18 protein-coding genes are annotated in these 20,652 nt (G+C 72.8%); 13 read left to right on the forward strand and 5 right to left on the reverse strand.

Annotated features, from left to right (window positions below):
* Positions 1-15 precede the first annotated feature (15 nt).
* Positions 16-654 carry a hypothetical protein gene (locus tag LZ495_RS09530; RefSeq protein ID WP_235051602.1) on the forward strand — a complete coding sequence of 213 codons (639 nt, stop codon included), beginning with the start codon at positions 16-18 and terminating at the stop codon, positions 652-654.
* A 60-nt stretch (positions 655-714) separates the two neighbouring features.
* On the opposite strand, the gene LZ495_RS09535 is transcribed toward LZ495_RS09530, so the two are convergent.
* Positions 715-1,086, reverse strand: coding sequence for a DUF1844 domain-containing protein (locus LZ495_RS09535; protein WP_235051603.1), 372 nt, complete (start codon positions 1,084-1,086; stop codon positions 715-717).
* 458 nt (positions 1,087-1,544) lie between these two features.
* Between LZ495_RS09535 and infC the strand changes: the two genes are divergently transcribed.
* From infC to pheT, 7 genes are all read left to right on the forward strand, one after another.
* Positions 1,545-2,222 carry a translation initiation factor IF-3 gene (gene infC / locus LZ495_RS09540; RefSeq protein ID WP_372498551.1) on the forward strand — a complete coding sequence of 226 codons (678 nt, stop codon included), beginning with the start codon at positions 1,545-1,547 and terminating at the stop codon, positions 2,220-2,222.
* A 94-nt stretch (positions 2,223-2,316) separates the two neighbouring features.
* Positions 2,317-2,511 carry a 50S ribosomal protein L35 gene (rpmI, locus tag LZ495_RS09545; protein ID WP_235051605.1) on the forward strand — a complete coding sequence of 65 codons (195 nt, stop codon included), beginning with the start codon at positions 2,317-2,319 and terminating at the stop codon, positions 2,509-2,511.
* A 116-nt stretch (positions 2,512-2,627) separates the two neighbouring features.
* Entirely contained in the window at positions 2,628-3,014 is a 387-nt protein-coding gene (gene rplT / locus LZ495_RS09550) for a 50S ribosomal protein L20 (RefSeq protein WP_235051606.1), read from the forward strand.
* A 169-nt stretch (positions 3,015-3,183) separates the two neighbouring features.
* Entirely contained in the window at positions 3,184-4,029 is an 846-nt protein-coding gene (locus LZ495_RS09555; RefSeq protein WP_235051607.1) for a TrmH family RNA methyltransferase, read from the forward strand.
* Between the two features lie 136 nt (positions 4,030-4,165).
* On the forward strand, positions 4,166-5,356 hold the full coding sequence (locus LZ495_RS09560; RefSeq protein WP_372498548.1) for a sensor histidine kinase: 1,191 nt from the start codon (positions 4,166-4,168) through the stop codon (positions 5,354-5,356).
* A gap of 277 nt (positions 5,357-5,633) precedes the next feature.
* A complete protein-coding gene (gene pheS, locus LZ495_RS09565; RefSeq protein WP_235051608.1) occupies positions 5,634-6,755 on the forward strand; it encodes a phenylalanine--tRNA ligase subunit alpha in 1,122 nt (373 codons plus the stop codon).
* Positions 6,755-9,256 carry a phenylalanine--tRNA ligase subunit beta gene (pheT, locus tag LZ495_RS09570; protein ID WP_235051609.1) on the forward strand — a complete coding sequence of 834 codons (2,502 nt, stop codon included), beginning with the start codon at positions 6,755-6,757 and terminating at the stop codon, positions 9,254-9,256. The genes pheS and pheT overlap by 1 nt, the downstream gene beginning before the upstream one ends.
* A 352-nt stretch (positions 9,257-9,608) precedes the next feature.
* Here pheT and LZ495_RS09575 read toward each other — a convergent pair whose 3' ends face one another.
* Complete coding sequence (locus tag LZ495_RS09575) at positions 9,609-10,415, reverse strand: SDR family NAD(P)-dependent oxidoreductase (RefSeq protein WP_235051610.1); 807 nt, start codon at positions 10,413-10,415, stop codon at positions 9,609-9,611.
* A gap of 229 nt (positions 10,416-10,644) precedes the next feature.
* Here LZ495_RS09575 and LZ495_RS09580 point away from each other — a divergent pair, with 229 nt between their 5' ends.
* Positions 10,645-12,864 carry an NADP-dependent isocitrate dehydrogenase gene (locus LZ495_RS09580; RefSeq protein ID WP_235051611.1) on the forward strand — a complete coding sequence of 740 codons (2,220 nt, stop codon included), beginning with the start codon at positions 10,645-10,647 and terminating at the stop codon, positions 12,862-12,864.
* 156 nt (positions 12,865-13,020) lie between these two features.
* Here LZ495_RS09580 and LZ495_RS09585 read toward each other — a convergent pair whose 3' ends face one another.
* From LZ495_RS09585 to LZ495_RS09595, 3 genes are all read right to left on the reverse strand, one after another.
* Positions 13,021-13,947, reverse strand: a complete 927-nt coding sequence (locus tag LZ495_RS09585) for a DUF4436 family protein (protein ID WP_235051612.1) — start codon at positions 13,945-13,947, stop codon at positions 13,021-13,023.
* Positions 13,944-15,128 (reverse strand): agmatine deiminase family protein, encoded by a 1,185-nt coding sequence (locus tag LZ495_RS09590; RefSeq protein ID WP_235051613.1) that lies wholly within the window; start codon positions 15,126-15,128, stop codon positions 13,944-13,946. The genes LZ495_RS09585 and LZ495_RS09590 overlap by 4 nt, the downstream gene beginning before the upstream one ends.
* Positions 15,129-15,447: 319 nt before the next feature.
* Positions 15,448-16,050, reverse strand: a complete 603-nt coding sequence (locus LZ495_RS09595) for a TetR/AcrR family transcriptional regulator (protein ID WP_235051614.1) — start codon at positions 16,048-16,050, stop codon at positions 15,448-15,450.
* A 160-nt stretch (positions 16,051-16,210) separates the two neighbouring features.
* Between LZ495_RS09595 and LZ495_RS09600 the strand changes: the two genes are divergently transcribed.
* From LZ495_RS09600 to LZ495_RS09615, 4 genes are all read left to right on the forward strand, one after another.
* Positions 16,211-16,789, forward strand: a complete 579-nt coding sequence (locus tag LZ495_RS09600) for a TetR/AcrR family transcriptional regulator (protein WP_235051615.1) — start codon at positions 16,211-16,213, stop codon at positions 16,787-16,789.
* A 285-nt stretch (positions 16,790-17,074) separates the two neighbouring features.
* On the forward strand, positions 17,075-18,247 hold the full coding sequence (locus tag LZ495_RS09605) for an agmatine deiminase family protein (protein ID WP_235051616.1): 1,173 nt from the start codon (positions 17,075-17,077) through the stop codon (positions 18,245-18,247).
* 70 nt (positions 18,248-18,317) lie between these two features.
* Positions 18,318-19,502: an agmatine deiminase family protein gene (locus tag LZ495_RS09610; protein WP_235051617.1), complete on the forward strand. Its 1,185-nt coding sequence runs from the start codon at positions 18,318-18,320 to the stop codon at positions 19,500-19,502.
* Between the two features lie 123 nt (positions 19,503-19,625).
* Positions 19,626-20,639, forward strand: coding sequence for an agmatine deiminase family protein (locus LZ495_RS09615; RefSeq protein ID WP_235051618.1), 1,014 nt, complete (start codon positions 19,626-19,628; stop codon positions 20,637-20,639).
* Positions 20,640-20,652: the final 13 nt, after the last annotated feature.

Raw genomic sequence — 20,652 nt, forward strand, 5'->3', positions numbered from 1 at the left:
GGTGCGGGGGAGTGGATGGTGGACGCTGTCAGCGTGCCCGACGCGGGCGCGCGTTCCTGGTGGGGCCGGGTGTTTCGGTGGGAGCGGCGGCGGTTGGGGGATCCGCCCAAGCGCGTGTTCGTCGGGTGCCTGGTCACCGTCTCGCTGGTGTGCGCGTGGACGTCGAGTTGGCCGAACGGCAGTTTGTTCTGGTTCTTGGCCGAGGCCTTCGCGTGGTTCGTGCTCGGCGTGGTGTGGGCGTTCCTGTTCGGCGCGGCGGTGCTGACCCGGTCCGGGCGGGCCCGGCTGCGGGCTGCGCGGTGGCGTTGGGCGGCGGTGCCGGTCGCCGTCGTCCTGGTGCTCGCCGGGCTGCGCGCGGGGCTGCCGCTGCAGGCCCGGTTCGCGGCGTCGGAGGACGCGCTGCGGGCCACGGCGGTGGAGGCGGCCCGCGGCGGGGAGCCGCAGTTGGGGTGGCGCGGGTTGTACCGGGTGACCGCGGCCGAGCCGCTGGCCGCAGGCCGCGGCGCGCTGCTCAGCGTGCCGGGCGGTAGCGGGGTCTTCCGGATCGACGGCGGCTTCGCCTACGCCCCGGACGGGAGCCCGGCTGCGGACCGCGGGCGGGTGTCGTTCATCCATCTCACAGGTGATTGGTACACCTGGTACGAGTCCTGGTGATGCGGCTGCGGCCGGCCAGGGCAGTGCGAGAACGCCTGGGCCGGCCGCAGCGGGTGCGTCCTAGCCGTAGACCGGGCCGGTGAACTTCTCGCCGGGGCCCTTGCCGGGCTCGTCCGGGAAGAGCGAGGCCTCGCGGAACGCGAGCTGCAGCGACTTGAGGCCGTCGCGGAGCGGTCCCGCGTGCTGCGATCCCAGTTCGGGGGCGCCCGCGGTGACCAGGCCGGCCAGCGCGGTGATGAGCTTGCGGGCCTCGTCGAGGTCCTTGTCCTGCTCGCCGTCCTCGGCCAGGCCGAGCTTGACCGCCGAGGCGCTCATGAGGTGGACGGCCACGGTGGTGATCAGTTCCATCGCGGAGACGTCGCCGATGTCGCGGGTCATCGCGTCCACGGAGCCGGCGTCGTCCGCGGGGGAGGGCTGTGCGCTGTCGGTCATGGCACCCAGTGTCGGGCATCGCGGCACGCCGCCCGCCCCCGGTACTCCGGTCACGGAGCATCCGGTCCGGTCGCGTACAGTAGGGGGCGCGCCTACGCCGCCCGGTGTCCGGTTCATCCGGCCGGGTGGTATTGTGGTGCGTCGACCGATCGGGCACTGATGTGTCCGACCTGCAAGCGGAGGCTCCGTCTCCCACCCGATCGACCTCACGGTCGACGGGTCCCGGTCCGGTGCGGATCATCCTCGGATGATTCCGTGGTGCCGCCCGTCCCCTGTCAGGGGGAATGGGCTGCGCCTGCCACCGGTTATGGAGCCTCGCATGCATCCCATGCGGGGCTTTTCGCATGTCGGGCCGCTTCGGCCGGCCCGGCGCGCAAAAAGGCCCGCCCGGGAGATCGAAGCAGGAGTACGTGGCAGCGGGAAGGACCGCCGACCACTTCAGGAATCGAGGAGGCCCCATCAGCGCCGAGCCCCGCATCAACGACCGGATTCGCGTCCCCGAGGTGCGACTCGTCGGTCCCAGCGGCGAGCAGGTCGGGATCGTTCCGCTTGCCAAGGCCCTGGAGCTTGCCCAGGAGTACGACCTCGACCTGGTCGAGGTCGCGGCCAACGCCCGGCCGCCGGTCTGCAAGCTCATGGACTACGGCAAGTTCAAGTACGAGTCCGCCATGAAGGCCCGTGAAGCGCGCAAGAACCAGGCGCACACGGTCATCAAGGAGATGAAGCTCCGGCCGAAGATCGACCCGCACGACTACGAGACCAAGAAGGGTCACGTCGAGCGGTTCCTGAAGCAGGGCGACAAGGTCAAGATCACGATCATGTTCCGCGGTCGTGAGCAGTCCCGCCCCGAGCTGGGCTTCCGTCTGCTGAAGCGGCTGTCCGAGGACGTCCAGGAGCTGGGCTTCGTCGAGTCCAGCCCCAAGCAGGACGGCCGCAACATGATCATGGTTCTCGGTCCGCACAAGAAGAAGACCGAAGCCATGGCCGAGGCCCGCGAAGCCGCCGCCGCCCGCAAGGAAGCGCGCCGTGGCGAGGGCGAGGCCCCGGAGGCTGCCGAGGCGCCTGAGGCGGCCGAGGCCGCCGCTGCGCCGGCCGAGGAGCCCGTCGCGGCTCCGGCCGCCGCGGACGAGAGCTGACCCCGGTCGTCCCACGACCAGTAGTTCCACACACATCTGTGCCTGCCCGGTGCGATGCCGGGCAGGCGCGGCACGACGAGGAGACAGCGGCGACATGCCGAAGAACAAGACGCACAGTGGTGCCAGCAAGCGCTTCAAGATCACCGGCTCCGGCAAGGTGGTCCGTCAGCGTGCCGGCCGCCGCCACCTGCTCGAGCACAAGCCCTCGACGCTGACCCGCCGCCTCGCGGGCACGGTCGTCGCGGCGCCGGCTGACGCCAAGAAGATCAAGAAGATGCTCGGCAAGTGAGCCACGTGTGCCTGTCCCCGCGAGCCTGACGGCGAAGCGGAGGCGGCGGGCGCCGGTCCCAGTCGTACCCCGGGTCGGGGTCACCACGCCCCGGTCTGAAGTCAAGGAGTCATCTAGTGGCACGCGTCAAGCGGTCCGTCAACGCCCAGAAGAAGCGCCGCGTCATCCTCGAGCGCGCGAGCGGTTACCGCGGTCAGCGTTCGCGCCTGTACCGCAAGGCCAAGGAGCAGGTCACCCACTCCCTGGTCTACAACTACAACGACCGCAAGAAGCGCAAGGGCGACTTCCGTCAGCTGTGGATCCAGCGCATCAACGCCGCTGCCCGCCTGAACGGCATCACCTACAACCGCTTCATCCAGGGTCTGAAGGCCGCCAGCATCGAGATCGACCGCAAGATGCTCGCCGAGCTCGCGGTCAACGACCCGACGGCGTTCGCCGCGCTGGTCGAGGCCGCCCAGAAGGCGCTTCCGGCCGACGTGAACGCGCCGAAGGAAGCCGCCTGATCTTTCGGGCATCACCGGTGGGTCCCCGCACCGGCCGCCGCGGTCCGCAAGGACCGCAGGCGGCCGCGGGGGCCCATCGGTACATTCGGGGGCAGAACGCCCCTGCTGCGGCGGTCCGCCCCCGGATTTCCGTACCTCTCCCGCCGAGCCACGTAGAACGGTTGCCCCCATGGCGAGTCCCGAGCTGACGTCCACCCGCTCACCGCGTGTGGTGGCGGCCCGGCGGCTCGCCAAACGCGCGTTCCGGGCCGGCGAGCGGCGCTTCCTCGCCGAGGGCCCGCAGGCGGTCCGCGAGGCCGTGGCACTGCCCGGCACGCCGATCGAGGTGTACGCCACCGCCGAGTCCGCGGAGCGCTACCCGGACATCGTCGAGGCGGCCCGCGCGGCCGGCGTCCCGGTCCTGCAGGCCAGCACCGAGGTGGTGGCCGCGGTCAGCCAGACGGTGACCCCGCAGGGCATGGTCGCGCTGTGCCGGTTCGTCGACGTGCCGCTCGCCTCGCTCGCCGACGGCCCCGCCCCGGACCTCGTCGCGGTCCTCGCGCACGTGCGCGACCCGGGCAACGCCGGGACCGTGCTGCGCGCCGCGGACGCCGCCGGTGCCGAGGCCGTGGTGCTGACCGACGCTTCCGTCGACCTCTACAACCCCAAGACCGTGCGCGCCTCGGTGGGCAGCCTGTTCCACCTGCCCGTGGTCGTCGGCGCGCACATCGAGGACACCGTCGCGCAGCTGCGCGCCGCGGGGCTGCGCATCCTGGCTGCGGACGGCGCGGGCGAGGCCGACCTGGACGCCGAGCTGGACGCGGGCGGCCTGGACGGGCCCACCGCCTGGATCTTCGGCAACGAGGCGTGGGGCCTGCCCGAGGAAGTCCGGGCGCTCGCCGACGCGGTGGTGCGGGTGCCGATCCACGGGCGTGCGGAGAGTTTGAACCTGGCGACCGCGGCGGCCGTGTGCCTCTATGCGTCCGCGCGGGCGCAGCGCGGGAGTTCCGGCTGCCGCACGCTGCGCGCCGGTTAGCTTCGATGCGCCGGGGCCGCGCGGGCGTGCGCCCGCTTTCGCCATGGGCGCGCAAGGAAAACTGGTCGCGTGACTGTCGAGTGGTGCGGCCCGTTGGAGTAGTGTGACCGGCCCGGAGCATCTGCTTCATAGGGGTATGCCGTTCCGCGGGGGGCCACGGAATGGTGCAATCCCTCGGCCGTGTGGGGTCGGAAGGGGGCCGGTGGACGTGGACGCGGATCCGTACGTGGCGGACATGCTGGGCGGGCTGAGTGCCGACGCACTGCCCGACGGCCTGGTGGTGGCGGACGCGGCGGGCACCGTGGTGTGCTTCAACGCCGCCGCCGAGCGCATCACCGGGGTCAAGGCCGGGGACGCCCTCGGCAAGCAACTCGCCGACGCCCTCCCGCTGGAGGACATAGACGGCCGGCGCTGGTGGGTGTGCACCGACCCGTACGGCGGACTGGGCATCCGCACCCGGCAGCCGGAGCGCAACCTGGTGCTGGGCGGCCGCGAAGTGCTGGTCACCGCCTCGTACGTACGCGAGGACGGCGCGAACTCGCCGGTCAAGCACGTCGTCGTCGCACTGCGCTGCACCTCCGCCCGGCGCCGCGGCGAGCGCAACCACGCCGAGCTGATCGCCACCGTCGCGCACGAACTCCGCTCGCCGCTCACCAGCGTCAAGGGCTTCACCGCCACGCTGCTGCGCAAGTGGGAGCGCTTCACCGACGAGCAGAAGCGCCTCATGCTGGAGACCGTCGACGCGGACGCCGACCGCGTCACCCGGCTCATCACCGAACTGCTCGACATCTCCCGCATCGACTCCGGGCGCCTGCAGCTGCACCGCGAGGTCGTGGACCTGCGCGAGGCCGTCGACCGGCACGTGCGCGCCCAGATCGCGGCCGGCCAGCCCGAGGACCGCTTCCGGGTCAAGGCCCAAGGCCCCCTCCCGCCGACCTGGATGGACCGCGACAAGCTGGACCAGATCCTCGGCAACCTGCTGGAAAACGCGGTGCGCCACGGCGCGGGAGCCGTCACCATCGAGATGGCCGGCACCACGTTCGGCGCGGCCGGCCCGGCCGCCGACGGACTCGGCGGCACGGGCGACGACGAGGGGACGGAGATCACGGTGAGCGACGAGGGCCCGGGCATCCCGGACGAGTTGCTCGGCCGCGTCTTCACCCGGTTCTGGCGCGGCAACCGCCGCGGCGGCACCGGCCTGGGCCTCTACATCGTCAAGGGCCTGGTCGAGGCGCACGGCGGCACCATCGACGTGGGCCGCGCCGAGTGCGGCGGGGCGATGTTCCGATTTCGGCTGCCCGCGGGGATGCCGGACGTCCTGGCCTGAGCGCCGGACCGCACCGCCCCGCGGGCCTGGCCCCCGCGACGATCCCGGGTCCGCCCCGGCCGCCGGGCCGTACCGCCGCAGTGCACGACCGCGATCCCGCGGTGCCGCGGCACGGCCGGGTTCCAGGTCCGCGGCCCGATTCACCTAGACTCGCCCTGTCGCCCCGTACTCCACCGTCCGTACCGCATGCGGTCGGCCGAGGCCCGGAGTGCGTGGCCGCCCGGCTTCGACCGGACACCCCCGCGGGCGAGCATCCCTACAGGAGCACTGGAAGCAGATGTCGGCACCGAACAAGTCGTACGACCCGGTCGAGGTGGAGAGCCTGAAACCGGAGGAGGTCGACAAGGCGCGGGACGCGGCGCTGGCCGCCTTCGCCGCCGCCCAGGACCTCGCCGCCCTCCAGGAGGCCAAGGTCGCGCACACCGGCGACCGCTCGCCGCTCGCCCTGGCCAACCGCGAGATCGGCGCACTGCCGCCGCAGGCCAAGGCCGAGGCCGGCAAGCGCGTCGGCCAGGCCCGCGGGCAGGTCAACCAGGCGCTCGCGGCCCGCCGCGAGGAGCTCGAGGCGGAGCGCGACGCGCGCGTGCTGGTCGAGGAGACCGTCGACGTGACGCTGCCGTGGGACCGCGCCCCGCGCGGCGCGCGGCACCCGCTGACGACCCTCGCCGAGCGCGTCGGCGACGTCTTCGTGGCGATGGGCTACGAGATCGCCGAGGGCCCCGAGGTCGAGGCGGAGTGGTACAACTTCGACGCCCTCAACATCGCCCCGGACCACCCGGCGCGCACCATGCAGGACACTTTCTTCGTGCAGGCCGCGGACGGCTCCCCGGACTCCGGCGTCGTGCTGCGCACCCACACCTCGCCGGTGCAGATCCGCACCATGCTCACCCGCACCCCGCCGATCTACGTGATCTGCCCGGGCCGCGTGTACCGCACCGACGAGCTGGACGCCACGCACACCCCGGTGTTCGGCCAGGTCGAGGGCCTCGCGGTGGACAAGGGCCTGACGATGGCCGACCTGCGCGGCACGCTGGACCACTTCGCCTCGTCGATGTTCGGCGAGGGCATCGTGACCCGCATGCGGCCCTCGTACTTCCCCTTCACCGAGCCGTCCGCCGAGGTCGACCTGCAGTGCTTCGTGTGCCGCGGCGCCTCGGTCGGCGACCCGGACAACCCGTGCCGGACCTGCCGGTCCGAGGGCTGGATCGAGTGGGGCGGCTGCGGCATGGTCAACCCGCGCGTGCTCGTCGCGTGCGGCATCGACCCCGCGGTGTACAGCGGTTTCGCCTTCGGCATGGGGCTGGAACGCACCCTGATGTTCCGGCACAACGTCGAGGACATGCGGGACATGGTCGAGGGTGACGTGCGCTTCACCCTTCCGTTCGGGATGGAGATCTGATGCGGGTCCCGCTTTCTTGGCTGCGGGAGTACGTCGACCTGCCGGCCGGCCAGTCCGGCCGCGACGTCGCGGAAAAGCTGGTCGCGCTCGGCCTCGAGGTCGAGACCGTGGACCAGCTCGGCAGCGACCTCAAGGGTCCGCTCGTGGTGGGCCAGGTCCTCGAGATCGAGGAGCTGACCGGCTTCAAGAAGCCCATCCGGTTCTGCAAGGTCGACGTCGGCGACGCCAACGGCACCGGCGAGCCGCAGGAGATCGTCTGCGGTGCCACCAACTTCGAGGTGGACGACAAGGTCGTCGTGATCCTGCCCGGCGGCGTGCTGCCCGGCGGCTTCGAGATCTCGCAGCGCAAGACGTACGGCCACACGTCGGCCGGCATGATCTGCTCGGCCCGCGAGCTCGGCATGGGCGACGACCACGACGGCATCATCGTGCTGCCCATCGAGGTCGAGGTCGGCTCGGACGCGATCGAACTCCTCGGCCTGGTGGACGAGGTGCTCGACATCGCGGTCACCCCGGACCGCGGCTACTGCCTGTCGATGCGCGGCGTGGCCCGCGAGGCGGCGATCGGCTACGGCATCCCGCTGCGCGACCCCGCGCTGCTCGACGTGCCGGCGCCGAACTCGTACGGCTACCCGATCGCGGTCGAGGACCCGGAGGGCTGCCGCCGGTTCGTGGCCCGCACCGTGGTCGGCGTGGACCCGTCCGCGCCGTCGCCGCTGTGGCTGCAGCGCCGCGTGCAGATGGCCGGCATGCGGCCCATCTCGCTCGCCGTCGACATCACCAACTACGTGATGCTCGAACTCGGCCAGCCGCTGCACGCCTACGACCGCGCCAAGCTCCAGGGCACCATCACGGTCCGCCGCGCGCACGAGGGCGAGAAGCTCAGGACGCTGGACGGCGCCGAGCGCACGCTCGACCGCGAGGACCTGCTCATCACCGACAAGAGCGGCCCGATCGGGCTGGCCGGCGTGATGGGCGGCGAGACCACCGAGATCGGCGCGGAGACCCGCGACATCGTGATCGAGGCGGCCAACTTCGACCCGGTCTCCATCGCGCGCACCGCGCGCCGCCACAAGCTGGGCTCCGAGGCGTCGCGGCGCTTCGAGCGCGGCGTCGACCCCGAGGCCGCCCGGGCCGCCGCGCAGCGCGCGGTGGACCTGCTGGTGCTGCTCGGCGGCGAAGGGGCGGTCGCCGAGGCGGGCGTCACCGAGGTCGACGCGCCGCGCGAGCCGGTGCGCATCGGCATGGCGGTCGACCACCCCGGCAACGTCGCGGGCATCGCGTACGCCGCCGAGACGGTCGCGCAGCGCCTCCAGGAGGTCGGCTGCACGGTCGAGGGCATCGACGCGCTCACCGTGACGCCGCCGACCTGGCGCCCGGACCTCACCGACCCGAACGACCTGGCCGAAGAGGTCATCCGGCTGGAGGGCTACGACGAGGTCCCGTCGACCCTCCCGCAGGTGCCGCCGGGCCGCGGGCTCACCCCCGCGCAGCGGCTGCGCCGGCGGATCGGCCGCGCGCTGGCCGGCGACGGCTACCGCGAGGTGCAGAACTACCCGTTCGTGGGCGAGGCGGTCTTCGACGCGTTCGGCCTGGACGCGTCCGACCCGCGCCGCATCACGGTCAAGCTGGTCAACCCGATCTCCGACGAGGAGCCGGCGCTGCGCACCACGCTGCTGCCGGGCCTGCTCGCCACGCTGCGCCGCAACGTCGGGCGCGGCAACGCGGACGTCGCGCTGTTCGAGACCGGGCTGGTCTTCCGGCCCAAGGCCGAGCGGCCGGTCGCGCCGCGCCTGCCGGTGGACCGGCGGCCGACCGAGGCCGAGCTGGAGCAGCTCGCCGCGGCACTGCCGGACCAGCCGTACCGCGTCGCCGCGGTGCTGTCCGGCGAGCGCGCGCCGTCCGGCTGGTGGGGCGGCGGCCGGACCGCGACCTGGGCGGACGCCGTCGAGGCGGCCCGCACGGTGGCGGCCGCGGTGGGCGTCGAGGTGACCGTGCGCCAGGACCGGCACGCTCCTTGGCACCCGGGCCGCTGCGCCGCGCTGCTGGTCGGCGACACCGTCGTCGGCCACGCGGGCGAGCTGCACCCGCGCGTCGTCAAGGCGCTGCAGCTGCCGGACCGGACCTGCGCGATGGAGGTCGACTTCGACCTGCTGACCGCGGAACTGGCCGCGACCGGCGGCGAGAAGCTCGCGGTCGCGGGCCACATCTCGTCGTTCCCGGTGGCCACCCAGGACGTCGCGCTGATCGTGGACGAGACCGTCCCGGCCGCCGATGTCGAGGGCGCGCTGCGCGAAGGGGCCGGCGAACTGCTGGAGTCCCTGCGCCTGTTCGACGTCTTCACCGGCGAGCAGGTCGGGGCCGGCAAGAAGTCGCTGGCCTACGCGCTGCGCTTCCGCGCGACCGACCGCACGCTGACCGCCGAGGAGTCCACGGCGGCCCGCGACGCGGCGGTGGCGCTGGCGGCGGACCGCACGGGCGCGGTACTCCGCGGGGCGTAGCGCTCCGCGCGATCGACAAGACGAAGGCCCGGCAGCCGAGGAATGGCTGCCGGGCCTTCGGCGTGTCCGGAGAGACGGGAAGCCGCCCACCCGAAGCACACGCGAGACCGCGTCGGCACCGACCGCAAGCGACGCGCAGGGGCCGAGGGGGCTGACGAGTGGAGAACGTGAGGCGTTGGCGGGCTGAGTCGCGGAGGCGCCGAAGTTGTGGGGACGTGGCGCTGAGGGGTGGAGGGAGTGCCCGAGGGGCGGGCGTGGCGTGGCGCTGAGGGGCGGAGGGAGTGCCCGCGGGGGCGGGTGGGGCGTGGCGTCGGCCCCAGGCGTCTGTCGGCCCCCAACCCGCCTGGTAGGGCTACTGCTGCGGGTCGTCGGGGCCGTACGGCCTCAAGTGGAGGCGGCGGGCGTCGTGGTCGGCCAACTCGGCGGCGCGGGTGGCGAGGGCGTCCAGGTCGTCCTTGCCGGCATGCAGGAAGCGGCCCGCGAGGGCGTCCAGGCGGCCTTCCGCCACGGCCACGAGTGCGTCGAGGAAGCGGTCGGGGGAGTACCAGTCGGTCTTGCCCGCGAACATGGCCATGCCTGCGGTCATGTCCGTCTCCAGCGCGCCCGGCGAGATGTCGAAGACGTACACGCCCTTCGCGGCCAGCGGACCGGCGATGGTGTCGGTCAGCCGGAGCAGCGCGGTCTTGGACGTGCTGTACGCCGAGTAGTCCGGGAACGCCTCGACCGCGAACCCGCTGCTCACGTTGACGATGCGGCCGCGGCCGCGGGCCACCATGCCGGGCAGTACCGCGCGGTCGACGTTCGCCGGGCCGCGCAGGTTGGTCTCGACGACGGCCCACCACTGGTCCTGGTCGGCCTCCCAGAACGGGACCTCGGCGGCGTCGATGAGCCCGGCGTTGTTGAGCACCAGGTCGAGCGGGCCGAGCGCGGCCTCGGCCTCGGCGACCGCGGCGCGCACCGCCTCCGGGTCGGTGACGTCGGCGACCACCGGGACGCTCCGGGCGCCGCCCGCCGCCAATTCCTCGTGCAGCGCCCGCACCCCGTCCGGGCTGCGCCCGAGCAGGGCGACGGCGATCCCCTCCGCGGCCAGCCGCCGCGCGGCGAGTCTGCCGATGCCGCGGGCTGCGCCGGTGACCAGGGCTGCGGACGTGGGGCTCATCAGGCGTGCTCCTCGGGGTCGCGCGGGCGGGGACCGGCGCGATCGTATCCGGGCCCTTCGGCCTGTTTCGTGCCGCCGCGCGCGGATTACGCGCCGCATTCCGGCCGGATCCGGGCCGTTTCGTGAGCAGGACCACACGTTGGGCGGTGGGTGCTGTCGAGACAGCGTCGTGCAGGAGATATCTTGATGTCGAGCAATGTTGCAGACGTGGAGTGGAGCGGAGCACCCGGTGACTGACTCGACCATCATCTACACGCACACCGACGAGGCCCCGGCCCTGGCGACGTACTCGTTCCTGCCGGTGGTGCAGGCGTACGCCTCGACGGCCGGCGTGACCGTGGAGACGCGTGACATCTCCCTCGCCGGGCGGATCATCGCGGTGTTCCCCGAGTACCTGCGCGAGGACCAGCGCATCGCCGACGCCCTGACCGAGCTGGGCGAGCTGGCGAACACCCCGGCCGCGAACATCATCAAGCTGCCGAACATCTCGGCCTCGATCCCGCAGCTCAAGGCCGCGATCGCGGAGCTCCAGGAGCAGGGCTACGCGCTGCCGGAGTACCCGGACGACCCGCAGACGGACCAGGACAAGGACGTCCGCGCGCGGTACGACAAGGTCAAGGGCAGCGCGGTGAACCCGGTGCTGCGCGAGGGCAACTCGGACCGCCGCGCCCCCGCCTCGGTCAAGAACTTCGCCAAGGCGCACCCGCACCGCATGGGCGCGTGGTCCGCGGACTCGAAGACCAATGTCGCGACCATGGGCGAGAACGACTTCCGCTCCACCGAGAAGTCCGCCGTGGTCGCCGAGGCCGGTGCGCTGCGCATCGAGCTGGCCGCCGCGGACGGCACCACCACGGTGCTGCGCGAGTCGGTACCGGTGCTGGCCGGCGAGGTCGTCGACGCCTCCGTGCTGCGCGTCGCCGAGCTGCGCGAGTTCCTGACCGCGCAGGTCGCCCGGGCCAAGGCCGAGGACGTGCTGTTCTCGGTGCACCTCAAGGCCACCATGATGAAGGTCTCCGACCCGATCATCTTCGGCCACGTCGTGCGCGCGTTCTTCCCGCAGACGTTCGCCAAGTACGGCGACACCCTCGCGGCCGCGGGCCTGACCCCGAACGACGGCCTCGGCGGCATCCTCAAGGGCCTGGAGGCCCTGCCCGAGGGCGCCGACATCAAGGCGTCCTTCGACGCCGAGCTGGCCGACGGCCCGGCGCTCGCCATGGTCGACTCGGACCGCGGCATCACCAACCTGCACGTGCCCAGCGACGTCATCGTGGACGCCTCGATGCCGGCCATGATCCGCACCTCCGGCCACATGTGGGGCCCGGACGGCGAAGAGGCCGACACCCTCGCGGTCCTGCCGGACAGCAGCTACGCGGGCATCTACCAGGTCGTCATCGACGACTGCAAGGCGCACGGCGCGTACGACCCGGCGACCATGGGCTCGGTGCCCAACGTCGGCCTCATGGCCCAGAAGGCCGAGGAGTACGGCAGCCACGACAAGACCTTCGAGATCGCCGCCGCGGGCACCGTGCGCGTCGTCGACGCGTCGGGCACCGCCGTGCTGGAGCAGGCCGTGCAGCCGGGCGACATCTTCCGCATGTGCCAGACCAAGGACCTGCCGATCCAGGACTGGGTCAAGCTGGCCGTCTCGCGCGCCCGCGCCACCGGCAGCCCGGCCGTCTTCTGGCTGGACGAGGACCGCGCGCACGACGCGCAGCTCATCGCCAAGGTCAAGGCGTACCTGCCGGAGCACGACACCGAGGGCCTGCAGATCGAGATCCTCTCGCCGGTCAAGGCGATCGCGTTCTCGCTGGAGCGCATCCGCCGCGGTGAGGACACCATCTCGGTGACCGGCAACGTGCTGCGCGACTACCTGACCGACCTGTTCCCGATCCTCGAGCTCGGTACGAGCGCGAAGATGCTGTCGGTCGTCCCGCTGATGAACGGCGGCGGCCTCTTCGAGACCGGCGCGGGCGGCTCGGCCCCCAAGCACGTCCAGCAGCTGGTCAAGGAGAACTACCTGCGCTGGGACAGCCTGGGCGAGTTCCTCGCGCTGGCGGTCAGCTTCGAGCACCTCGCGCAGACCGCCGGCAACGCGCGGGCGCAGGTGCTGGCCGACACGCTCGACCGCGCCACCGGCACGTTCCTCAACGAGAACAAGTCGCCGGCCCGCCGCGTGGGCAGCATCGACAACCGCGGCAGCCACTTCTACCTGGCCATGTACTGGGCCCAGGAGCTGGCGCAGCAGACCGCGGACGCCGAGCTCGCCGCGGCGTTCTCCGCGCTCGCCGCGACGCTGGCCGCGCAGGAGGAGACGATCAACGCCGAGCTGATCGCGGTCCAGGGCTCGCCGGCCGACATCGGCGGCTACTACCAGCCCGACCCGGCCAAGGCCGCCGCGATCATGCGGCCGTCGGCCACCTTCAACCAGGCCATCGCAAGCCTGGCCTGACGGCACACGGCAGGCGAACGGCCCTTCGCACCGGGCCGGTCCGCCCGCCCGACGTCCTGAGCTCCGCCCCGTCCGGTCTTGTGCCGGGCGGGGCGGACGCCGTTCACGGCCGGTCCGGGGAACGGTCCGGGGAACGGTCCGGGGAGCGGACCGGGATCAGGCGGCTTCGGCGGCGGGACGGTTCTCCACCGCGGCACCGACCAGCACGGCCGTGGTGAGGCAGGCGGCGATGACCGCCTCCGCCCACAGGAATGCCAAGTAGTCGAGCAGCGAACCCAGGGGCGGGTTGCCGGGCGCGGTGTTGCGGAACGCGGCGAGCGCGAACAGGGTGGCGGCCATCCAGCCCAGAGCCGGCCAGACCAGGCCGCGGCGCCCGGCGACCAGGATGCGGGTGGCGATCGCGACCGAGACGGCGAGCGCCCACATCGCGGCCATCATGAAGACCGCGAAGACCAGGACTGTCGTGGACCGGTCGACGCCCACGTCGAACAGTGCGGCGCCGTCCTCGGCCTGGGCGTCGACGTCGAGCGAGAAGAGCGCGTCGCTGTTGCCGAGCGTCATGTCGACCGGGACGGGCCTGCCGTCGGCCTGCGCACTGACCTCGATGCTCGTGCGGTAGTCGTCGAACGGATAGTCGGTCACCGAGCCGCCGGAGAGCGCGACCGCGAGGTCGGTGGTGGCGATCCGGGTGTGCGCGCGGTAGTTGAGGTCGCCGCGGACCTGCGGCGACGTCTGGAGGGCCAGGTCGACGGCCGGGGCGAGGCCGCCGTCCTCGGCGAGCGCGCCGCGCGGGGTGACCAGGACGCGCAGGACCAGCTCGCGGGCTGCCGCGTCGACGCGCACGACGGTGGCGGTCACGTCGACCCGGTCGGCGTCCGCGCCGGCCGGGACCGCGCGGTACCGGGTGTCCAGGTCGGCCCGTTCGCCGAACTGCAGCCACACGCCCGTCGCAAGGACGGCGGCGACGACGGCCGCGACGGCCCCCGCGACGGCGATGCGGCGGCGCTTGCCCGGGCCGTGGCGCCGCCCTCCGTCCGGATCGCGGCCTTGCCCCCGAGCCGGATCCCGGCTTGGGTCCGTCATGCCGGGGGAGTGCCCGGCTGGTCGTGCGTGGCGCAGTGGATGCCGCCGCCGCCCGCGGCCACGGCATCGATCTGCACCGCGACGATCTCGCGGGTGGGGAAGTGGTCCTTCAGGATCTGCTGCGCCTTGTCGTCCGCGGCCTTGTCGCCGAAGCGCGGCAGGAACACGGCCTTGTTGCCGACGAAGAAGTTCACGTAAGACGACACGAAGTCGTCGCCGCTCCCGGTCATCTCCTGCGGATCGGGCTGCGGCAGGTCGATGACCTGGATCGGCTTGCCGCGGGCGTCGGTGGCGTCCTTCAGCACGCCGCGGGCCTGGTCGGCGGAGCGCGACCACGAGTCCGGGGGCTCGCCGGGGAAGGCCTTGTCGAGCAGGACGATGCCGGGGGCCACGAAGCGGACGAGTGAGTCGACGTGCGCGTCGGTGATGTCCTCGCCGCGCACGCCGTCGAACCAGATCACCTTGGCGACCCCGAGGACGCGCTTGAGCTCGTCCTCGATCTGCTGCCGGGTCCTGCCCGGATTGCGGTTGGGGTTGACCACCGAGCTCTCGGTGACCATGAGGGTGCCTTCGCCGTCGGTCTCGAACGAGCCGCCCTCGGCGACGATCCACGTCTGGTCGCGCGGGATCCCGTACTTCGCCGTCACCTCGCGGGCGACCAGGGCGTCGCGTTCGTGCGGCTGCTTGTTGCCCCAGCCGTTGAAGTTGAAGTCCACGCCGTGCACGACGCCGCCTTCGGTCACGAACACCGGGACGGTGTCGCGCGCCCACAGGTCGTCGACCGGGATCGGGACGACCTCGGCGGCCGAGCCGACCGCCTGCTTGGCGGCGTCGGCCTGCTCGGGCCGGGCCATCAGGACGACGGGTTCGGTGGCGCCGACCGCGCGGGCGATGCGCGCGATGTCCTCGCGTACCGCGGGCAGGTCGTCGCCCCAGATGCCGGCGGATGCGGGCCACGACATGAAGGTGCGGACGTGGCTGTCCCATTCGGCGTCGAACCGCCGGGCCGCGGCCGACGGGGAGGGGGCCGCCGCTCCGGTCGTCCCGCCCGACGCTGCGGGCGAGGCAGGCGCGGACGGCGCGGGGGAGTCCCCGGAACCGCCGGAGTCGGAACAGGCCGCGGAGCCGAGGGCGAGCGCCCCCAGGCCGGCCAGCGACTGCAGCGCCGTCCGGCGCGGCATCGGGGGAAAAGTCGAGGGGAAAGCGGCCACCGGCGACGACCCTCTCGCGCGAGGGCGGGGACGTCCCCGCCCCGATTGCTGCGGGCAAGGGCTCCACGCTACGGCCGCGCGGGGAAGAATGTCCGGTTTGTCGACCCTTGCGTTCGGGTGTGGCGCGCGGCGAACGGGTGATGCCGTGCGGCGCGCCCGGGATGCCGCGGGGTTGGGGTGGTGACGGTCCGGGGTGGTGCGGTCCGGGCCCGCGGCCGGTACGCCGGCCGGGGCGCAGGCCGCCGGCCCGGACCTCCCCGTGGCCGCCACTCTGGCACGTACTGAAAATTCAGTCAATTTTCTGGGCGGCAGAAACCGGCAGCGGGCCCAGCTCCCGCACGATCGCGCCGCGCAGCAGGTCGCGGGCCCGCGCCAGCGACACCGATCCGCTCAGCCACCGCTCGCTCAGGCCCTCGATCAGGGTGGTGAGGCGCTCCGCCGCGCCGAGCGCGTCCACCTCCCGGCCCGCATCGCCGGTCTTCTGCGCGGCCAGGATCAGGTACGCGGCGTCGTCGACCCACTGCGCGGTGGCCTCGCGCAGTTGGCGGCCCAGGTCGGGGGTGAAGACCGCGGTGGCCCGGAACTCGCCCCATGCGGTGCTGTTCTCCATCACCTCGGGGTCGTCCTGGAGCTCGAAGAGCAGCATCTCCTCCAGGTAGCCGCGCGGATCGTCCAGCGGATCCCGCTCGGAGGTGGTGTAGCGCTCGGCGCGCTCGTTGATGAACTCCCAGGTCTGCTGCATGAGTCCGGCCCGGTCGCCGAAGTGGTAGTACACCAGGCCGACCGAGACGCCGGCCTCGGCGGCCAGCTCCTCGACGCGGAGGCCCCGCACGCCCCGGCGGGCGATGAGCCGCGCGGCGGCTTCCAGGATCAGCAATTGGCGGTTGGACACGCTGGCACCCCACACGGGCCGGAGCCGGCCCCGGAACTCGAACGACGGACACAAAAACAAACTGAAGTTTCAGTCACGTTAGCGTGTGCGCACACTCCTTCGCCCCCGTCCGCGCCGCGACCGGCAGCGACCGCGCCCCGCGGCAGTAGAGTGGCGCTCCGTGGCCGATCGACGAACCGTGATCCTGGAAGCCGCCGCGCGGCTCATCGCCCGCCGCGGAGTGCGGGGCCTTCGCGTGGAGGAACTGGCGGCCGAAGCCGCGGTGTCCACCGGGCTGATCTACTACCACTTCAAGGACCGCAGCGGGATCCTCCGCGCGACCCTCGAATTCATCAGCGACCGGGCCGGCCGGTACACCGCCGACCAGGTGGCCGAGGCCGCCCCCGCGGAACCGCGCAGCGTCCTCGAGGAGACGCTGCTGCTGGAGTTCCAGGAGACCGAGATGGTCCGGGAGAACAGCACCGCGTGGGGCGAGCTGCGGGCGAGTGCGATGTTCGACGACACGCTGCGGGCCGGCCTGGAGGACGCCACCCGGGTCTGGAACGGGGAGATCGCCGAGCTGATCGCCGCGGTGCTCCCGGCCGTCCCGGGGGATCCGGCGTACGCGAGCGCGCAGCGCCTCACCGCCCTCGTCGAGGGCCTCAGCGGCCGCTGGCTGAGCGGCGGGATCACCGTCGAGGCGGCCCGCGACCTGATGCTGGACGCCGTCGACGTGGAGCTCGCGCGGCTGGCCCGCTGACCCTTCCGGTCCCACGACCCGCCGGCTCCGGTCGGCGGGTCCTTTGTTCACCGAAGTATTGACTGACTTTTCAGTCAGTGCCACAGTGTGGACACGCCGGACCGGCTCCGCGCCTCCGCCGCCCGCTCCCCGGGCGGCCGGAGAGCGGCCCGATCCGGCCGGCCGCGGGGGCCGTCGGCCGGAGCCGGGCCCGGCAAGGCCCGGCAGCGACGCCCGCAGCGCACAAGCCCTGCATCCCACCCGCCGCAACCCGGCGGAGCGAGCACCCGAGAGGGAGAGTCAGCCATGTTCGGAACGCATCGCAACGGCCCCGTCCCGGCAGCCGGGGAGAACGGCACCGGCCCGTCCCGCCGCAGTGTGCTGGGCGCGACCGTGCTGGGCGCAGCCGGCCTCGCGGTCGGCACCCAGGCCGTCGCCACCGCAGCCGGGGCCGCCTCGCCGGCCGCGGCCGCGGGGACCTTCCGCGTCCCCTCCGACGACGTCGCCCACGTGCGCACCTGGATGGCCTGGCCGGCCAGCCGGTCGATCTGGGGCAGCCTGCTCAACGGCATCCAGAACGACGTCGCACTGATCGCGCGGACCATCGCCCGCTTCGAGCCGGTGATCATGTGCGCGCCGGACGCCTCCAGCGCCTCGACCGCGCGCAGCAAGTGCGGATCGACCGTCACCGTCATCAGCTCGATCCCGGTCGACGACCTGTGGACCCGCGACACCGCCCCGGTGTTCCGCACCGACGGCCTGGGCAACCGGGACGCGATCGGCCTCGGCTTCAACGGGTGGGGCGACAAGCAGACGCACGCCAAGGACGCCCTGGTCGCCTCCCGGATCGCGGCGTACACCCGGCTGCCGTTCTCCCGGACCGCGTTCGTCGGCGAGGGCGGCGCGATCGAGACCGACGGCGACGGCACGGTCATGGCCACCGAGAGCAGCCTGGTCAACCGGAACCGCAACCCGGGGAAGACCAAGGCGCAGATCGAGCAGGCCGTACTGGCCGCCTACGGCGCCACCAAGATGATCTGGGTGCCCGGCATCAAGGGGCAGGACATCACCGACGACCACATCGACGCCACCTCGCGGTTCATCCGCCCAGGCGTCGTCATGGTCCAGGTCCCGCCCGCGAACCGCACCGACATCTGGGCGCAGGACGCCCGGCAGCAGCTGGCCATCCTGTCCGCGGCCACCGACGCCAAGGGCCGCCGGCTCCAGGTCATCCGGCTCGACGGCCCGGACACGGTCCGGTCCACCAACCCGGACTTCCTCGACTCGTACATCAACTTCCACGTCTGCAACGGCGCCGTGGTCATGTCGCAGTTCGGCGACCGCACCAAGGACGCCGCCGCCCGGCAGGTCGTGGCCGCGGCGTTCCCGGGGCGCCAAGTCGTCCAGCTCGACGCCGACCGCCTCGGCGGCGGGGGCGGCGGAATCCACTGCGCCACCATGCAGGAGCCGGTGGCCTGACGCCCGCGGACACCCCGCACACCTCCGCCCTGCCGCACCGAATCGCACTACCCCGTCTCGGAGTTCACTCGTGTTCGCTTCTTCTCTGTCCCGTCGCGCCGTGCTGCGCGGCCTGCTGGGTGCGGGGGCCGTCGCCCTCGGCGCCACCGCCTGCACCTCCGCGGACGCCAGCGGCGGCGGGTCCGAAAGCCCGGCCGGCACCCCCGGCACCGCCGCACCGCAGGGCGGTACGGCGCCGAGAAAGTTCGCGGCGGAATGGGAGCGCCACGAGCGGACCGTCATGTCGTGGCCCGCGTCCACCGGTATCTGGGGCGCCGACCTGACCGCGGTGCGGGCGGACATCGCCCGGATCGCCCGCGCCATCGCCGAGTTCGAACCGGTCGTCCTCCTGGCCCGCCCCCGCCCGGAGGACGCCGCGCAGCGCGCCAGCGGGGCGGCGGTCGAGGTCGTCGCGCTCGACGTCGACGACCTGTGGGCGCGCGACACCGTCGCGGTCTTCGTCGAGGAGGCCGGCCAGGTCGTCGGCGTCGACTTCAACTTCAACGGCTGGGGCAAGAAGCAGACCCACGCCGCCGACGCCAAGGTCGCCGCGGCCGTGACCGCCCGCTACGGCCTGCGCCGCGACCAGGCGCAACTGGTCGCCGAGGGAGGCTCGTTCGAGACCGACGGGGCCGGCACCCTGCTGCTCACCGAGAGCTCGCTGATCAACGACAACCGAAACCCGGGCAAGAGCAAGGCGGACATCGAGGCCGAGCTCAAGCGCGCCCTCGGGGTCACCGCGATCGTGTGGTGCGAGGGCGTCCGCGGTCAGGACATCACCGACGCGCACATCGACAGCCTGGTGCGCTTCACCGAACCCGGCGTCGTCCTGCTCGACACCCCGTTCCCCGGCACGCCCGCGGACTCGTGGTCGCGGTCCGCCGACCAGGCCCGCAAGGTCCTCGGCAGCGCCGTCGACGCACACGGCAAGAAGTTCGAGGTCGTCGACCTGCCGCAGCCCGACCCCGACGCGATCACCGGGCAGAGCGACGACTTCCTGTCCACCTACGCCAACTTCTACATCGCCAACGACGGCGTGTTCATGCCCGAGTTCGGCGACCGCCGCGCGGACGACCGGGCGCGCGGCATCCTCGCCGAGCACTTCCCGGGCCGCGAGATCGTCCCCGTCCGCATCGACGCGGTCGCGAGCGGGGGCGGCGGCATCCACTGCGCCACGCACGACGTACCCGCGGCGCCCGGGCCCGGCGCGAAGTAGCGCCGCGGGGGCGCCCGTCAGCCGTCCCGTACCGGCGCGTGCCGCTACATGCGCCGGTACGGGATGCCGGCCCCGCACCTCAGCTCCACGAACCAGCACCACCCGATCCGAAAGAGACACGACATGACGTTCCGCATGCCTGCCGAGTGGACCGAGCACGAAGGCTGCCTGATGGCCTGGCCGACCCGCGAAGACCTGTGGGGGGACATGTTCGGCCCGGCCAAGAGCGAGTACGCCGCGGTCGCCCGCGCCATCTCCGCATTCGAGCCGGTCACCATGGTCACCATCCCCGGGGCCGGCGACGAGGCCCGCGAGCTGTGCGGCGACGCCGTCACGGTGATCGAACTCCCGATCGACGACGCGTGGTTCCGCGACTCCGGTCCGATCTTCGTGACGGACGGGGAAGGCCGCCGCGCGGGCGTCGACTTCCGCTTCAACGCCTGGGGCCGCAAGCACTCCCCGTGGGACGCCGACGACCGCATCGCCGAGGCGCTCATCGCCCGTACCGGCGACCCGCGCATCGCGTCCGACATGATCCTCGAGGGCGGCGCCATCACGGTCGACGGCGAGGGCACCCTCATCACCACCGAGCAGTGCCTGCTGCACCCGAACCGCAACCCGGACATGAGCCGCGCCGACATCGAGGCCGAGCTCAAGGCGAAGCTCGGCGTCACCAAGATCGTCTGGCTGCCGTACGGCGGCCTGCTCGACACCGAGACGGACGGACACGTCGACGGCGTCTGCGCGTTCGTGGCGCCCGGCAAGGTCATCATCCAGCTCCCCGACGACCCCGAGCACCCGGACTACGCGCGCTGCCGCGCGAACCGCGCCGTGCTGGAGGCCACCACCGACGCGCAGGGCCGGCCGTTCGAGATCCTCGAGGTCCCGCAGTCCGCGTTCGTGACCTGGGGCGGCACCGACATCGAGGTCGGCTACCTCAACTTCTACATCGCCAACGGCGGTGTCGTGGTGCCCACCGCGGACCACCCCGCGGACGCCGGCGCGCTGGCCGCCATCCAGGCCGCGTTCCCGGACCGCAAGGTCGTCGGCGTGCCGACCCGGACCGTCGCGTACGGCGGCGGCGGCGTGCACTGCATCACCCAGCAGATCCCCGCCGCGGCTTCCCCCGCCGTCTAGTTCGGACCCCTCG

It is taken from the genome of Yinghuangia soli, assembly GCF_021502675.1.
GTDB classification, from domain to species: domain Bacteria; phylum Actinomycetota; class Actinomycetes; order Streptomycetales; family Streptomycetaceae; genus Yinghuangia; species Yinghuangia soli.

Bases quoted from the DNA above. Each gene is read 5' to 3' on its own strand.
- LZ495_RS09530 (WP_235051602.1), top strand. From the start codon at position 16: ATGGTGGACGCTGTCAGCGTGCCCGACGCGGGCGCGCGTTCCTGGTGG.
- LZ495_RS09535 (WP_235051603.1), bottom strand. From the start codon at position 1,086: ATGACCGACAGCGCACAGCCCTCCCCCGCGGACGACGCCGGCTCCGTG.
- rpmI (WP_235051605.1), top strand. From the start codon at position 2,317: ATGCCGAAGAACAAGACGCACAGTGGTGCCAGCAAGCGCTTCAAGATC.
- LZ495_RS09555 (WP_235051607.1), top strand. From the start codon at position 3,184: ATGGCGAGTCCCGAGCTGACGTCCACCCGCTCACCGCGTGTGGTGGCG.
- LZ495_RS09560 (WP_372498548.1), top strand. From the start codon at position 4,166: ATGCCGTTCCGCGGGGGGCCACGGAATGGTGCAATCCCTCGGCCGTGT.
- pheS (WP_235051608.1), top strand. From the start codon at position 5,634: ATGTCGGCACCGAACAAGTCGTACGACCCGGTCGAGGTGGAGAGCCTG.
- pheT (WP_235051609.1), top strand. From the start codon at position 6,755: ATGCGGGTCCCGCTTTCTTGGCTGCGGGAGTACGTCGACCTGCCGGCC.
- LZ495_RS09575 (WP_235051610.1), bottom strand. From the start codon at position 10,415: ATGAGCCCCACGTCCGCAGCCCTGGTCACCGGCGCAGCCCGCGGCATC.
- LZ495_RS09585 (WP_235051612.1), bottom strand. From the start codon at position 13,947: ATGACGGACCCAAGCCGGGATCCGGCTCGGGGGCAAGGCCGCGATCCG.
- LZ495_RS09590 (WP_235051613.1), bottom strand. From the start codon at position 15,128: ATGCCGCGCCGGACGGCGCTGCAGTCGCTGGCCGGCCTGGGGGCGCTC.
- LZ495_RS09605 (WP_235051616.1), top strand. From the start codon at position 17,075: ATGTTCGGAACGCATCGCAACGGCCCCGTCCCGGCAGCCGGGGAGAAC.
- LZ495_RS09615 (WP_235051618.1), top strand. From the start codon at position 19,626: ATGACGTTCCGCATGCCTGCCGAGTGGACCGAGCACGAAGGCTGCCTG.